The organism is Ruminiclostridium papyrosolvens DSM 2782, assembly GCF_029318685.1.
GTDB lineage: Bacteria > Bacillota > Clostridia > Acetivibrionales > DSM-1351 > Ruminiclostridium > Ruminiclostridium papyrosolvens.
Genome location: NZ_CP119677.1, coordinates 1411868 through 1427709 on the forward strand (window position 1 = coordinate 1411868; position 15842 = coordinate 1427709).

Below are 15842 nucleotides of genomic sequence, written 5' to 3' on the forward strand. Positions count from 1 at the left end.
TCATTCCTTGGAGTCAAATAAACTAAAGCAGTTTACAATTACTAAAATATGGAGTGAGAAAACATGGGATTTAAATCAAAATTAATTTGTGTATCAGTAACCGCCGCTATGCTTCTGTCAATGACTGTATCAAGTATTGCCGCTGTGAGCGGGTTTAATGATTTAAAGGAAGTAGAGGCAAAGGAGAAAATACTAGCGTTAAAGGATAAAGGAATTGTAACCGGTACAGGCAAAGGAAATTTCTCTCCCAATACTCAGGTTACTGCGGTTCAAGGAGTACAACTCATAGTAAATGCATTTAACCTGAACCTGAATTTTGTAAAATTTGCAAAGGAGCCCAAGGCCACCGACTATTTTATAAAGGCGGACAATAATGCATGGTACGCCAAAGGATTAATTATTGCAGCAGTAAATAGCATGCAGTTGCCCGGTGACCTTGAGCCGACTAAAAAATGGACAAGGGAAGAGTTTACTCACTGGTTGATTCAGACTATGGAGAATCACTATTACCTTCCTACTGTTAAAATTGCATACAGGGAGATTGCCGATAATAAAGACATCACACCTGAATTTGAAGGTCAGATACAAAGAGCAATTTTATATAAGGTTGTCAGTTTAGACAGTAAAGGACAGTTTAAGCCAAAAGCGGAAATAACACGTGCAGAGGCTGCAGAAGAGATATTTAATGCTCTTGAATATATTGATTCACATGCTGTTAATAAGCCACAGCAATAAGATATTAAACTAAAGGATATAAATATAATGAAGAGGGTCTTTTAAAAACTATAAAAGCTCTCTTTTTTTCTTGACAAAATATATCAGAGTGATATAATCCAATGTATCACTCTGATATATTTTAGGAGGTTAAAATGAAAAACAGTAAGACCAAATATGCTGTATTGGGAGTAATAAGTCTATTAGGCCCCATGTCAGGCTATGATATAAAGATGTTTTGCGATAAGGCTATATCTTTTTTCTGGAACGAGAATTTTGGACACTTATACCCTGTACTTGCCCAGTTGGAGTCCAATGGTTTAATATGCAGAAGTGATTTGGAGGAAGGTACAAGGAAGAAGTCGTACGTTATAACGGAAAAAGGACGTATAGAGCTTGAAGAATGGCTTGTAGGGCCGGTAGAGTATCAACCTGAGAGATCGGAATTATTACTTAAATTGTCCTTTGGAAACCAAATGCAGGGGAAAGATATTATTTCGATGTTGGAAGCAACCAAAGCAAGGAATCAGCTAAAGTTTGACCGCTTAAACAATATATACGACCAATATATAAATAATGACGAGGCAATGAAAAAACCCCAGTATCCATACTGGATTGTAACTCTTCGATACGGGATTACCTCACTGGAGGCATCATTGAAATGGTGTGATGACACAATTGAGTTCTTAAACAAATATAATGGGGGAAAATAGGATGAAAATATCAGAAGGACTGGCCATGTTGGAGTTGAAGTCAAATGTTCCAAATGTAGAAGGAATAATGTATCCCGTAATCATATGGGATGAAAAGGAGCTTGTATTAATAGACACGGGTTTGCCCGGACAGGGAACCACCATTTTAGACCTTATTGAAAAAGAAGGGGTGTCACCTCAAAAACTGACAAAGATTATAATTACACACCACGACATGGACCACGTCGGCGGTCTAACAGAAATAATTAAAAAAGTTGAGGCCGTTAGCGGTAAAAAGGTGGAAGTTTTGTCTCACGAAACTGAAAAGCCTTATATTCAGGGGGACTTAATGCCCTTGAAGTTTACAAAGGATAAGTTGGATGAACTGAAAAAACAGATGGAGGCTCTGTCAGCAGAAAAACGCCAGCAATATCAAAGCTTGTTTTCCTCCAATAAACCCGTTGTGACTGAAACGCTGTCGGATAACCAGCAGCTTCCTTACTGTGGAGGTATGACAATAATACATACACCTGGTCACACAAAAGGACACATATGTGTTTACCTGAACAGGTACAAAACGCTGGTAGCAGGAGACAGTATGAACTTTGAAATCAATTCAGAAGGTGAACTGAGACTTACAGGGCCTAACCCCCATTTTACGTATAATATGAATGAAGCTGTAGAGTCAATGGGAAAGTTCAGAGCATGCAATATTCATGAAATAATCTGTTATCACTGCGGTAAGATGGGGAATAATGTGACAGAGCAAATAAACGAACTTTTGAAATAGTAGTAACTTTCCAAAAATAAAAGGAGCCTTTATGCATAACAACTTTAACAATGCTTATCCTGCTGACAAGAAAGAAATGTATAAACTATTAGCTTCACAAATGAAAGCACTTCTTGAGGGAGAAACAAATACTACAGCAAACCTGGCAAATGCTTCAGCATTAATAAATGAAGCACTTAGTGGAATTAACTGGGCCGGGTTTTACCTTATGGATAATGAAGAGCTTGTACTTGGCCCGTTTCAGGGAAAGGTAGCATGTGTGCGCATTCCTGTAGGAAGAGGTGTTTGCGGTACGGCAGTAAAGGAAAATGCAACTCAATTGGTTATGGATGTTCACAATTTTCCGGGACATATTGCTTGTGACAGTGCGTCTAAATCAGAGCTGGTAATACCCCTTCGCCATGAAGGCGTGGCAATGGGTGTTCTGGATATTGACAGTCCACAAATAGGCAGGTTTGACAATACGGACGCCGAGGAACTTGAAAAAATAGCACGTATTATTGAGGAAGCTTGCCAGTGGAAAGGCAATAGGTAAAGTGTTGTAAGCATGAACTTGTAGCATAGTAGTTAATAAAACCTTGGTACAAGTTCATGCACATGTATATTATTTGTTTGTTTTCCAAGAGCCTTCTTCCGTACAAACTGACTTCAAACCGTTTTCAGTAGTTATTTTTGAACCTACTGCATGTCTCTCGTGGTTGTATACGCAGAATGGGTCTTTTCCTGCATTTCCAGTACCTTTATTTGTTGCTTTCCTTATTTCATTTTCCTGACTTATGTTATCAACGGAGATACTGTCTTGTTGTTTTCTATTCTGCATAGTATCAAATCCTTTCGTTTGTTTGCTAATAAAGCCTTCTATATAAATATGTGTAAAAATAATCAAAATGATTCCATGAAAAATCAGGCAGGATAAATGTTATGAAAATTTAACTTTATCATCATACTTTTTTAATTAATTATCAGTACAATGTTTATGCAGGGATATTTAGGGTATATATATTTTGAAAGGGGTGTGTAGCTTTGTTGGATTCCAGAAAGTGTTTGGAGATTTATGAATTTTGTCAGAGTCAGTATAAAAAACTTGAGAAAAAGACCGGATATTATAGTCCTAAGCATGATAAGGTTGTCATGGAACTTGCGTCAAAAGAGTTTCAGATGAGTGAGGCTACCATTAATAATGCCTTTGATTTAGCTGCTCAAACATTAAGCAAAAACAATAAAAGCAAGTCTGAAAAAATAATTAGAAACAAGCTTATCCACGGAATTTTCTAATCAATATATAAAACATATAAAAAATTAAGGCATGGGCATTAAAAGTCTGTGCTTTTTTTATATATATAAAAAACAGATATAGAGTAAAATTGTATCAATTACAAAATAATTACATTATTACAATGTTATTATCAATTATTGAGAATAATTGGTTTGTAGGATATAATCTATCTAAGATTATACTTAGTTAGTACAATCTATAATTGGGGGGTGTATTATGTATCACTTTTATACAACGGTTTTTTTGGTAGGGGTTTTTTACACCATTATTTCTTTAATTATAAGTGGTATATCAGGAGTCTTTCATGCAAATGGGGACTTTGGCGGCTCCCATATGCACGGACATGGAGGAGACTGCGGGCATATACCGGGACATGTTCATGCCGATGGGGGAAGCATCGATGGAAGTCACTCGCTGGATGGGTCTCAAGGTGTTGAAGGGACTGATATGTCAAGCAGCATTCTTTCGTGGCTGGGATTGTTATTCAATCCGCTGATAGCAGTTTCTTTCCTGACAGTTTTTGGGGGAATAGGAATTACCAGTACTAAATTCTTCAGTTGGAATTGGATTGTGGTATTAATAGCAGCATTAGGTTCTGGCATAATTATTTCAACAATTCTATACAACTTGGTTGCAAAGCCTCTTTACAGGAGTGAAAATTCTTCTGGTGTTTCAAGAGAAGAACTTTTGGGAATTCAGGCAGAGGTGACAACTGACATTATTGAAAATGGCTTTGGTACTATCAAGTACACTGTTAATTCAATTAAGTATACCGCACCTGCAAGACATGTTGAAAATAAACTTGTAAAACAAGGTGAAAAGGTATTTATATGTAAAATAGAGAATAATACATTCTTTATTAGTGAGTTGTCAAAAGTAATAATTTAGAAAACAGCTTTTATTATCCAAATAAATTAAAACTTTATATGGATAATTAAAGGTTGAAATATATAAATCACAAAGGAGTGTTAAAATGTTGGATTCAGTTTATTTTGTGCCGGGAGTAATAATAGTTGTACTATTTATATTGATTCTTACCTTTGTTTCAATGTACAAGAAGGTGCCTCAGGACAAAGCTTTGGTAGTAACGGGATTCAGAGGAAGAAGAGTTATAACCGGCGGCGGTGGGATTGTAATTCCTATGCTTGAAAGAACAGACATCATTTCACTGGAAAACATGCAGATAGACATCAGAATTGATGGGGCTTTGACATCTCAGGGAGTTGGCATAGTAGCTGATGGAGTTGCGGTAGTTAAAGTTAAGTCCGACAAGGAGTCCATCCTGTCGGCTGCCGAACAGTTCAATACTTCAAAGGGACTTGACTACATGCTGGGGATAATAGCTAAAACTACTCAGCAGGTTCTGGAAGGTAAGCTCCGTGAAATAGTTTCAAAAATGACTGTAGAAGAAATATACAAAGACAGGGAAACCTTTGCATCACACGTTCAAGGTGTTGCAGCAACAGAGCTTCAAAACATGGGGCTTGAATTGAAGGTTCTTACTATTAAGGATATAGCAGATAAAAACGGTTATTTGGAAGCTCTCGGAAAACCTAGAATTGCTGAAGTAAAGAGAGATGCTCAGATAGCAGAAGCAAATGCAACAAAGGAAACGAAGGTTAAAACCGCTGAGGCTAACAGAGAGGGTGAAGCAGCCAGAATTCAGGCTGAAACTCAGATAGCTGAGGCAAACAAGAATAAGGAGCTGAAGGTTCAGTCTTATAACAAGGATCAGCAGACAGCTAAGGCAGAAGCTGACCTGGCATACGATATTAAAGCCAATATCGTAAAGAAGGAAGTTGCAGAAACTGCAATGCAGGTAGAAATTGTTAAGAAACAAAAGGAAATTGAACTTGCAGAGCAGGAAGCAATGAGAAGAGAAAAGGAACTGGAAGCTACTGTAAAGAAGCAGGCTGATGCTGAAAACTATCAGGCTACAAAGGTAGCTGATGCCAGCAAGTATAGAGAGGTTGCAGCAGCTGAAGCAAGATCACGTGCCATTGAGATGGAAGGTGAAGCTAAAGCTAAAGCTAAGAGAGCAGAAGGTATGGCGGAAGTTGAAATCATTAAAGCAAAGGGTGAAGCTGAGGCTCTTGCAATGGCAAAAAAGGCTGAAGCCTTTAAAATGTACAATGATGCAGCCGTTACACAGATGATTATAGAAAAACTTCCTGAAATAGCAAATGCGGTAGCTAGTCCGCTTTCAAAGACTGAGAAGATAGTTATAGTAGATAATGGGGGACAAGGAAAAGGTGCCTCCAAGGTAACAGGATATGTAACAGATATAATAGCTCAATTACCTGAAACCGTGGAAGCACTTACCGGAATGAACGTACTGGATTTTCTTAAAAAGAATACAGTTCAGGCCCAGAATGAAAACATTGAGGAAGACGTAGAATAGAGTAAGATAAAAACAGCCCTTGCATATTATTTTGCAAAGGGCTGTTTTTTTGTACAAAAAACAACAATATGTAAATTTTACATATTTTATATTGTAATAATGCACATAATATTTTAGTATATATAGTCAAGATTCAGCAATTAAATGAAAATATTACATTTTCATGGCTGAAATTGACATGCATATTATATCTGGTTTACAATTTAAATGTCTCAAAATATGAATAGTAGAGGTGTAATATGTTTAAAAACCTAAAGATAGCGCATAAAATAATTAATCTATCCGTTGTTTTGCTTTTGCTTATAGTTATTGTAGGTTTTACAGGGTACTATTTTATTAATAGCTCCCATATAGGAGTGGGAAGTATGTACCAAGACAGGTTAATGCCCATAGATTGGTTAAGCGACAGTATAAGTAAAACAAGTGAAAATGAGAACTATATACTCTATTTAATATTGTACGGCAATGATAGTCAGTTACAAAAACAGTTTGTTAAAAATATTGAAAATAATTCAAAAATAATAGACGATAATTGGGAAAAATACAAAAAAACAAAGTTGGACAAATTTGAGTCCGATAGTATTGCTGTATTTGAGAAAAACAAAAGTGATTTCAGGGCTGCCAGGGATAAAATCATAGCCGCAGCCTGTGAGGGCAATCGAGAAAAAGCCCTTGAGCTGCTAAATAGTAATGTTAGTTATTTACGAGGTGAGCAAAAAACACTGGACGATTTAGCTGAATACTGCAGAAATGTTGCAAATAACATCAATACACAGAATAATAAGGATTTTATATTTGCATTGGAAATCATGATTTCATTAATCGTTTTTGCTCTGATAATAGGATTGGTGTTTAGTATACTGATTGCAAAGGGGATAATCAAGCCTATAGAAGTACTTAAGAAAGAACTTAACTTATTAGTTGAAACAGGGGGAGATCTCACTCAAAGGATAGATATTAAGCGCAAAGATGAGGTAGGACAGCTTGCAGAATCCGTTAATCAATTTTTGGCTAATCTGAGAACTATTGTAAGCGGTATAATTAAAGAATCCTCAGTTGTTGAGAACTCCATAGCCTTGGTAGAACAGAAAATGGAGGATTTAGATGCATTTGTTGAAAATGTGTCAGCGACTACCGAAGAAATTTCTGCCGGCATGGAAGAAACTGCTGCTGCAACTGAACAAGTAAATGCATCATCACAGGATATTGAATCCGTAATAGAAGTAATGAATGAAAAGGCACAGAAGGGTTCAACGGAAGCACAAGAGATAGGAAATAGAGCCATTAGATTAAGAGACAGTTCAATAATGTCGGAAAAAACAGCATATGATATTTACGAAAGCACAACAAATAAATTATTAACTGCATTAGAGAATTCAAAAGCAGTAGAACATATTAATGTTTTAACCGGAACAATATTGCAAATATCCGAGCAGACTAATCTTCTCGCACTAAATGCGGCAATAGAAGCAGCAAGAGCAGGAGAGGCAGGAAAAGGCTTTGCAGTTGTAGCCGACGAAATCAGAAAACTGGCTGAGGAATCCAAGACAGCAGTAAATGAGATACAAAGGGTTACAAAGGAAGTTATTTCTGCAGTTTCAGACCTTTCTGAAGGCTCCAGAACAGTATTGGATTTTCTTGATACTACAGTAAGACCTGACTATGCTAGTATGGTGAAAACAGGAGAATATTATAACAATGATGCGGCATTTGTTTTTGAACTTATTTCTGATTTTAGTGCAACATCACAAGAACTCGCAGCTTCAGCAGAAGGAATAATTCGTGCTATTAATGACGTAACCAAAACAGTAAATGAGGGTGCGGCGGGAACACAAAGTATAGCTGAGCAGAATATTGAAATTGTTGACATGGTAAATAGGGTTAAAACTGAAATGGAAATTAGCAACAGAAGTACTCAGAAACTAAAGGAAATTGTCGGCAAATTTACAGTATAGATTTCTATGGACTAAAGCCATTATTATAAGTTATACTAGTTCTTGCGCATAGTATATTTTTTATCAGAGGTACAAAATGAGTATATTAAATGTAGAGAATGTAAGTCATGGCTTTGGAGCCAGAAAAATATTGGAAGAAGTTTCTTTCAGGCTGTTAAAGGGAGAGCATGTAGGACTTGTCGGTGCTAATGGTGAAGGAAAATCCACTTTTTTAAATATTATAACCGGAAAGCTTATGCCTGATGAGGGCAAGGTGGAATGGTGCAACAGAATAACAACGGGATATCTTGACCAACATACGGTTCTTACCCCGGGAAAGACTATCAGAGAAGCACTTCGAGAAGCTTTTCAGTATATGTTTGATTTAGAAAAAGAAATGCTGGAGATATACGAAAAAATGGGTGATGCTTCAGAGAGTGAAATTAACTCAATGATGGAAGACGTAGGGGATATACAGAACGTACTGGAGCATAACGGCTTCTATGTATTGGATTCTAAGATAGAAGAAGTGGCAAACGGTCTGGGGCTTGGGGATATAGGTCTTGAAACAGATGTAGCAAACCTGAGCGGAGGACAGAGGGCAAAGGTACTTCTTACAAAACTGCTTCTGCAAAGCCCTATGATATTAATACTGGACGAGCCTACCAACTTTTTGGATGAAAATCATATTAACTGGCTGAAGAACTATTTGAAAAACTACGAAAATGCATTCATCCTTGTTTCACATGACATTCCGTTTTTGAATGAGGTTGTAAATGTAATTTATCATGTTGAGAATGCTGTGCTTACAAGATATGCAGGAAATTATGATGAATTCCAGAGAATGTATCAATTGGCAAAACAGCAGACTCAGCAGGCGTATGAGAAGCAACAGAAGGAAATTGAGAAGCTTGAGGATTTTATAGCCAGAAATAAGGCCCGAGTGGCAACAACAAATATGGCAAAGAGCAGGCAGAAAAAGCTGGACAAGATGGATATTATCGAGAAGGTTAAGGAAAAGGCTAAACCGATTTTTAAGTTTAGAGAGGCAAGGGCTCCGGGTAGGTACATTTTCCAGACTGAAAACCTTGTAATCGGCTATGAAGAGCCTTTGTCAAGTCAGCTGAATATCTCCTTGGAGAGAGGCCAAAAAGTAGCTGTAAAGGGAGTAAACGGTCTTGGTAAATCTACGCTGATGAAAACCCTTTTAGGCGTACAAAAGCCATTTTCAGGAGGCGTAAAGCTGGATGATTATCTGTACCCGGGTTACTTTGAACAAGAATCTGAACGTTATAACACTAATACTGCATTAGAAGAGGTGTGGAACGATTATCCCGGTATGAGCAATGCTGAGGTACGAGGGGCTTTGGCCAAATGCGGCTTGACTACGGAGCACATAACAAGTCAGATGATGGTACTGAGCGGAGGAGAAAACGCAAAAGTCAGACTGTGTAAGCTAATGTTGAAGGATGTTAACTGGCTTATACTGGATGAGCCTACAAACCATCTGGACGTTGATGCAAAAGATGAGCTAAAAAGAGCATTGAGAGAGTTTAAAGGCACAGTACTGTTGGTATGCCACGAACCTGAATTCTATGAGGATTGGGTTACTGATGTGTGGAATGTTGAGGAATGGACAACAAAAATAGTATAAATGTTTCATGTGTTTGAAGTAAAAGCACTTATCTTTTTTTAAGATAAGTGCTTTTTTGACCAGTAAAACTATTGACTTTTAAAAACTGATTTGATACTATAAATACAGTTAAACGTTTCGCGAATGAAGGTGATTATATCTCTGCTACAATGAAGGATGTTGCCAGGAAATCCGGGCTATCAATAGCAACAATTTCAAAATATATAAATGGCGGCAATGTTCTGGAAGAAAATCGTGTTGTTATTGACAAAGCAATAAAAGAGTTGGGTTTTGAAGTTAATGAGATTGCAAGAGGGCTAAAAACTAATAAAACAATGACAATCGGACTATTAATTCCAAGCCTTGAGAATATATTTTTTACAAGTATAGTTTCAAATATAGAAAGTATTTTAATTAAAAATGGGTATAGTACCATAATTTGTGACTATAAGGAAGATAAAAGCCTTGAGAAACAAAAGCTTGATTTTTTAGTTAAAAAAATGGTGGATGGGATTATTACTATGCCGATGGGATGTGATTTAGAGGTTATCAATTCGGTTATTAACAGAAATATTCCGGTTGTACTTATTGATAGGGCTCTCAAGGGCGTAGAGTGTGATACAGTATTGGTAGATAATCTGAATGCTTCTTATAATGCAGTGGAACAATTGATAATACTGGGTCATAAAAGAATTGGGATTATCTGTGGACCGGAGGATATATACACGGCTCAGGAACGTCTGAAGGGTTATGAAAGAGTACATGAAGATTATGATATGACCATAGAGAGCGAACTTATAAAAAAAGGTGATTATCAGGTAGAAAGCGGATATAGGCTTCTGTTGGAATTAATAGAAATGGAGGAACCTCCAACTGCTGTTCTGGTTACAAACTATGAAATGACTCTCGGTGCCGTAATGGCTATAAACGAAAGTGATATAAAAGTACCGGACGATATATCCATTATAGGTTTTGATAATTTACAGCTGGCAAAAGTAGTAAAGCCTCCATTATCCATAGTAATTCAGCCTGTTAAGCAAATTGGTGAAGTAGCGGCAAACATGATATTAAGACGGCTAAAAGGTGACAATTCAAATTTTCCGTCAATGATTAGGCTTAAAACAGAGTTGATGTTAAAGGATTCTATAAAAAAGGTAGAAAATTAGTTAAATAAATTGTTTTATTAAAAGTATACGAGAAGTGAATGTATTTTACTTCTCAAATATTTTAAAGTAAAGCGAAACGTTTAGCTGAAAAAACATAGAAGTGCAAATAACGTAACGGGGTAAACAATATGGAAAAACTATTACTGGGAATTGATATAGGAACCTCTGCCTGTAAAGTAGCAGTATTTAACCTTCAAGGTAAAGTATTATCACAATCTTCAAAGGAGTATAGGGTATATTATCCTCATTCAGGGTTTGTAGAGCAAAACCCGAATGAATGGTGGGAAAGTGTATGCACTGCGATTAAAGAGACAATTGCTTCTTCCAAAATAAACCCGAGTCAAATAGCAGGAATAGGTATTGACGGGCAGAGCTGGTCTGCTATACCCATAGACAAGAAGGGTAATGTTCTTTGCAATACACCAATATGGATGGATACAAGAGCAGATGATATATGTAAAGAGACTATAAATAGAATTGGATTTGACAGAATTTTTATGTTAAGTGGTAATTCATTTGAACCTACATATTCAACACCTAAAATACTTTGGTTTAAGAAAAACATGCCGGATGTTTACAACTCAACATATAAGTTTTTACAAAGCAACAGTTTTATAGCTTTCAAACTGACAGGTCAAATATCTCAGGATTTATCACAGGGTTATGGTATACATTCTTTTAATATGAAAGAGGGCAAATGGGATGATAGCTTTTGTGAGGAGCTAGGATTTGATAGGGATAAGCTTCCGGAGATTTTTCAATGTCATGATGTAATTGGTGAAGTAACGGGTGTGGCTGCTGCTCAAACCGGGTTAGTTAAGGGTACTCCTGTTGTTGCCGGTGGATTGGATGCATCTTGTGGAACTCTTGGTGCCGGAGTTATAAAAGTGGGTCAAACTCAGGAACAAGGAGGGCAAGCCGGAGGAATGAGTATATGTCTGGATTCGGCAATTGCACATCAGAAGCTTATTTTAAGCTTCCACGTTATACCAGAACTTTGGCTTTTGCAGGGAGGAACTGTTGGCGGAGGCGGAGCGATAAAGTGGTTTAAACAGGAACTTGGGGCTTTTGAGGAAATAGAAGCCAAGGCAAAGGGGTCAAATCCCTTTAAAGTTATGGATGAAGAAGCTGAAAAAATACCTGTGGGATCAGATGGGTTGATATTTTTACCGTACATGGCTGGAGAAAGGTCTCCGTTATGGGACAAGAAAGCAAAGGGAGTTTTTTTCGGACTGGGTTATAACAAAACCAGAGCTCATATTATCAGAGCTATTATGGAAGGTTGTGCATTTGCATTACAGCACAATCTGAAAACAGCAGAGGAAATTGGTGTTGGCACAGATAAGCTGGTCGCAATGGGGGGAGCTGCCAACAGCAGACTCTGGACGCAAATGAAGGCTGACATAACGGGTAAAACCATCAATGTTCCAACTTCAGATACAGCTACAACACTGGGAGCTGCAATTCTGGCTGGTGTCGGAACAGGATTGTATAAAAGCTTTGATCAGGCGGTAGAAAATACCATTGTAATTACACGTACACATGAACCTGATTTGCAGGCTCATGCCAGATATAAAAATAATTACGAGATTTACCTTGAACTATATGAAAAACTGAAGGACACAATGCAGAAAGTTTAAGGTGCCAGTTGGAAATTCTTAAATAATTGACAGCGTGAGAACGCATAAAAGGAGGTAACGATGAAAGCAGGAGTATTACATGCAAAAGATGATATTCGTTATGAGGAGATAGCTACCCCTGTGGCTTTAAAGGGAGAAGTTCTGGTAAAGGTGATGGCTACCGGTATATGTGGATCAGATCTTCCCAGAGTTCTTGGTGATGGAGCACATTTTTTCCCGATAGTGCTGGGTCATGAGTTTTCAGGAGAAGTAGCAGAAATAGGCGAAGGGGTGACTTCAGTAAAGGTCGGCGACAGAGTTGCCGGTGTACCCTTAGTTCCATGTCTGAAGTGTGATGACTGCCAGAAAGGTGATTATTCACTATGTAAGCACTATAGCTTTATTGGCTCAAGAGAGCAGGGAAGCTTTTCTGAATATGTGAAAATGCCTGAAAAAAATGTTGTAAAGTTTGATGATAGTGTACCTTTTGAGCAGGGAGCATTTTTTGAGCCTGCCACAGTAGCGCTTCACGGTTTACTTTGTGCTGATTATCGGGCAGGAGAAGATGTTGCCATCCTTGGTGGTGGAACGGTAGGCATGTTTACGGCACAGTGGGCAAAAATATTTGGTGCAAAAAGAGTATTTGTGTTTGATATTGATAATGACAGATTAGCACTTGCAAAAAGATTGGGTGCTGATGAGACTATTAATACTCTTGATAAGGATTTTAGACAGCAAATAGACAGGCTTACTAATAATAAGGGGTTTGGCTTTGTCTATGAAACCGCAGGTGTTGACGTAACGATGAAGCTGGCTTTTGAAATAGCAGGAAATAAGGCTTCTGTATGTTTTATTGGTACACCGACTAAGGATTTGGTATTTACTCCAAAACTATTTGAAAATATGAATAGAAAAGAGTTTAAGCTTACCGGCTCATGGATGTCATACAGTGCACCATTTCCGGGTAAAGAGTGGGCTCTTACGGCGCATTACTTTTCAACCGGAGCACTGCAGTTTGATTCCAGTTTTATATTCAAAAAAGTTCCTCTTAGTAATATTAAGGACGCTTTTGATATGTTCAAGGTTCCCGGAACTGTTAAGGGAAAAGTGCTTATAGTTAATGACTAAGTAAAATAAACAGATTTTCTGAATTTAGGGGGGTAGTAACAATGACAGATTTGCATCCATTGAAGGAATTAGTTGCAAAGCAGAAACAGGGAGTACCTGTTGGAGTATATTCTGCCTGCAGCGCAAATGAATACGTTATTGAGGCAGCTATGGAGAGAGCTTTAAAATCAGGTAGCTATGTATTAATCGAAGCAACCGCAAATCAGGTTAATCAGTTTGGGGGCTACACCGGTATGAAACCGGCAGATTTTAAAGAATTTGTATATGATATTGCCAGGAAAGTTCAATTTCCTGTAGATAAAATAATACTTGGCGGGGATCATCTGGGACCACTTACATGGAAAAATGAAAAATCTGATACAGCAATGGAAAAATCCTGTGAATTATTAAAACAGTATGTCTCGGCAGGCTTTACAAAAATACATATTGATACAAGTATGCACCTTGCAGATGATAATATCAACGAGAAGCTGGATACAGGTGTTATTGCTGAAAGAGGAGCTTTACTGTGCAAAGTTGCCGAAGAGGCATATGCGGAACTTGTTGAAAGAGATAAAAATACCGTGCAGCCTGTATATGTTGTGGGAAGTGAAGTACCTATTCCCGGAGGAAGTCAGGAAGAGGACGAAGGCATCCTTGTTACAAAGGTTAGCGATTTTGAAACAACCGTAGCAACCTTTAAACAGGCATTTTATAAGCTGGGGCTTCAGAAGGCTTGGGACAATGTTATTGCTGTTGTAGTTCAGCCGGGTGTTGAATTTGGTGATGAGACTATTCATGAATATAACCGTGAAGCAGCTAAGGAATTATGCCAGGCACTTAAGAAATATCCTAACCTTGTTTTTGAGGGCCATTCCACCGATTATCAGACTCGAACAGGACTCAGAGAAATGGTTGAGGACGGAATAGCTATTTTAAAGGTAGGCCCTGCATTAACTTTTGCATTGAGAGAGGGACTGTTTGCTCTTAGCTTGATTGAAGAAGAAATGTTCAGATACAATCCTGATATTCATCTATCAAACCTTGTTAATGCATTTGATGAGGCTATGCTTCAAAATCCCGATAATTGGAGGAAGCATTACCATGGCAATGGAGAGAAGCTCAGGTTTGCCAGAAAATACAGTTTCTCTGACAGATGCAGATACTATCTGCCCGATCCTAATGTACAGAAATCAATTGAGAGGATGTTACAAAACCTTAATACGGCAACAATACCACTATCCTTATTAAGTGAATACTTGCCTATTCAATACAGTAAAGTCAGAAATGGCAAACTATCCAACGATCCTATAAGTCTATTAAAAGACAGAGTTGTAAACTGTATTGATGACTATTTATATGCTACAGAAGCAAAATGTTTTGTTTAAAAACAGTTTTTATACCCGAAATATGAGAATTGCCGAATTATTAAGATAAATAATATAAAATAAAAAGGAGATGTATTTTATGAGTAATGATATTATAAATCCAAGTTTAGTGCCTCAGAGAGTATTACGTGGAGGAGACAAGATGCCCGGTATTGGTATGGGCACTTTTGGTTCAGACAGATTCTCTGCCGAAGACATTGCAGCTGCCGTAAAAGGTGCCGCTGAGGTGGGTTTCAGATTGTTTGACTGTGCATCAGTTTATGGAAATGAACATTTAATCGGAGATGTTTTTCAAGATATTATGAAGTCAGGTATAAGCAGGGAAGAACTTTTTATTACTTCTAAGGTTTGGAATGATATGCATGGAAAAGGGGATGTTTTACTATCCTGTGCAAAAACCTTAAAGGATTTAAAACTTGACTACATAGACTTATATTTTGTACACTGGCCTTTCAGAAACTTCCATCCAAAGGGAGCTGCCCCTGATTACCATAATAAGGATGCAAGACCATTCTCAATTGAACAGTATATGGAAACATGGTACCAGATGGAAAGGTTACAGAAAGCAGGTTATGTTAAACATATAGGAGCATCAAATATGACTGTACCTAAATTAAAGGAATTGATTAAGTACTGTACAATCATGCCTTCAGCTATTGAAATGGAGCTTCATCCATGCTTCCAACAGCCTGAGCAATTCAAATTTGTTCTCGAACATGGCATACAGCCGATTGGATTTTGCCCTATAGGTTCTCCAACCAGACCGGATCGTGATAAAACTTCTGAGGATTATGTTGATATTCAGGAACCTGTAATTGTTGAGATAGCTAAAGCGCACAATGTTCATCCTGCTGTTATTTGTATCAAATGGGCTGTACAGAGAGGCCAGACTCCAATCCCATTCTCAATTTTTAGAAACGAATATGCAAGTAATCTTCGTTGTGCAGTTGAAGATCCATTAACTGAAGAAGAAATGAAAAAAATTGAAAGTGTTGATAAAAACTGTAGATTAATAAAAGGACAAGTATTCCTCTGGGATGGAGCAAAGGATTGGACGGATTTATGGGATTTGAACGGAGAAATAACAAAATAACTACGACGTTAAATACGGATTTGGAGGTT

The 15842-nt window shown here is 37.6% G+C and carries 15 protein-coding genes; 14 read left to right on the forward strand and 1 reads right to left on the reverse strand.

Annotation, left to right across the window (positions count from 1 at the left end):
- Nucleotides 1-63: 63 nt before the first annotated feature.
- The 4 genes from P0092_RS06305 to P0092_RS06320 all read left to right on the forward strand — a co-directional run bounded on the left by P0092_RS06305 (nt 64) and on the right by P0092_RS06320 (nt 2731).
- Nucleotides 64-735 carry an S-layer homology domain-containing protein gene (locus P0092_RS06305; protein ID WP_004617236.1) on the forward strand — a complete coding sequence of 224 codons (672 nt, stop codon included), beginning with the start codon at nt 64-66 and terminating at the stop codon, nt 733-735.
- A gap of 134 nt (nt 736-869) precedes the next feature.
- Nucleotides 870-1427 (forward strand): PadR family transcriptional regulator, encoded by a 558-nt coding sequence (locus P0092_RS06310; RefSeq protein ID WP_004617237.1) that lies wholly within the window; start codon nt 870-872, stop codon nt 1425-1427.
- A gap of 1 nt (nt 1428) precedes the next feature.
- On the forward strand, nt 1429-2196 hold the full coding sequence (locus P0092_RS06315) for an MBL fold metallo-hydrolase (protein ID WP_004617239.1): 768 nt from the start codon (nt 1429-1431) through the stop codon (nt 2194-2196).
- A gap of 31 nt (nt 2197-2227) precedes the next feature.
- Nucleotides 2228-2731 carry a GAF domain-containing protein gene (locus P0092_RS06320; protein WP_004617241.1) on the forward strand — a complete coding sequence of 168 codons (504 nt, stop codon included), beginning with the start codon at nt 2228-2230 and terminating at the stop codon, nt 2729-2731.
- A 69-nt stretch (nt 2732-2800) separates the two neighbouring features.
- Here P0092_RS06320 and P0092_RS06325 read toward each other — a convergent pair whose 3' ends face one another.
- Entirely contained in the window at nt 2801-3016 is a 216-nt protein-coding gene (locus P0092_RS06325; protein ID WP_004617243.1) for a hypothetical protein, read from the reverse strand.
- 203 nt (nt 3017-3219) lie between these two features.
- On the opposite strand from P0092_RS06325, the gene P0092_RS06330 reads away from it, so the two are divergent.
- The 10 genes from P0092_RS06330 to P0092_RS06375 all read left to right on the forward strand — a co-directional run bounded on the left by P0092_RS06330 (nt 3220) and on the right by P0092_RS06375 (nt 15813).
- Nucleotides 3220-3471 (forward strand): hypothetical protein, encoded by a 252-nt coding sequence (locus P0092_RS06330; RefSeq protein ID WP_004617244.1) that lies wholly within the window; start codon nt 3220-3222, stop codon nt 3469-3471.
- Between the two features lie 217 nt (nt 3472-3688).
- A complete protein-coding gene (locus tag P0092_RS06335; RefSeq protein WP_004617246.1) occupies nt 3689-4360 on the forward strand; it encodes an NfeD family membrane protein in 672 nt (223 codons plus the stop codon).
- A gap of 85 nt (nt 4361-4445) precedes the next feature.
- Complete coding sequence (locus P0092_RS06340; RefSeq protein ID WP_004617247.1) at nt 4446-5873, forward strand: flotillin family protein; 1428 nt, start codon at nt 4446-4448, stop codon at nt 5871-5873.
- Nucleotides 5874-6112: 239 nt separating this feature from the next.
- Nucleotides 6113-7828, forward strand: coding sequence for a methyl-accepting chemotaxis protein (locus P0092_RS06345; RefSeq protein WP_276187105.1), 1716 nt, complete (start codon nt 6113-6115; stop codon nt 7826-7828).
- Nucleotides 7829-7904: 76 nt separating this feature from the next.
- Entirely contained in the window at nt 7905-9461 is a 1557-nt protein-coding gene (locus P0092_RS06350; protein WP_004617249.1) for an ABC-F family ATP-binding cassette domain-containing protein, read from the forward strand.
- Between the two features lie 149 nt (nt 9462-9610).
- Complete coding sequence (locus P0092_RS06355; protein WP_004617250.1) at nt 9611-10606, forward strand: LacI family DNA-binding transcriptional regulator; 996 nt, start codon at nt 9611-9613, stop codon at nt 10604-10606.
- A gap of 128 nt (nt 10607-10734) precedes the next feature.
- Nucleotides 10735-12246 (forward strand): xylulokinase, encoded by a 1512-nt coding sequence (locus tag P0092_RS06360; RefSeq protein ID WP_004617251.1) that lies wholly within the window; start codon nt 10735-10737, stop codon nt 12244-12246.
- Between the two features lie 60 nt (nt 12247-12306).
- On the forward strand, nt 12307-13353 hold the full coding sequence (locus P0092_RS06365) for a galactitol-1-phosphate 5-dehydrogenase (RefSeq protein ID WP_004617252.1): 1047 nt from the start codon (nt 12307-12309) through the stop codon (nt 13351-13353).
- 41 nt (nt 13354-13394) lie between these two features.
- Entirely contained in the window at nt 13395-14720 is a 1326-nt protein-coding gene (locus P0092_RS06370) for a class II D-tagatose-bisphosphate aldolase non-catalytic subunit (protein WP_004617259.1), read from the forward strand.
- Between the two features lie 79 nt (nt 14721-14799).
- Nucleotides 14800-15813: an aldo/keto reductase gene (locus P0092_RS06375; RefSeq protein ID WP_004617267.1), complete on the forward strand. Its 1014-nt coding sequence runs from the start codon at nt 14800-14802 to the stop codon at nt 15811-15813.
- Nucleotides 15814-15842: the final 29 nt, after the last annotated feature.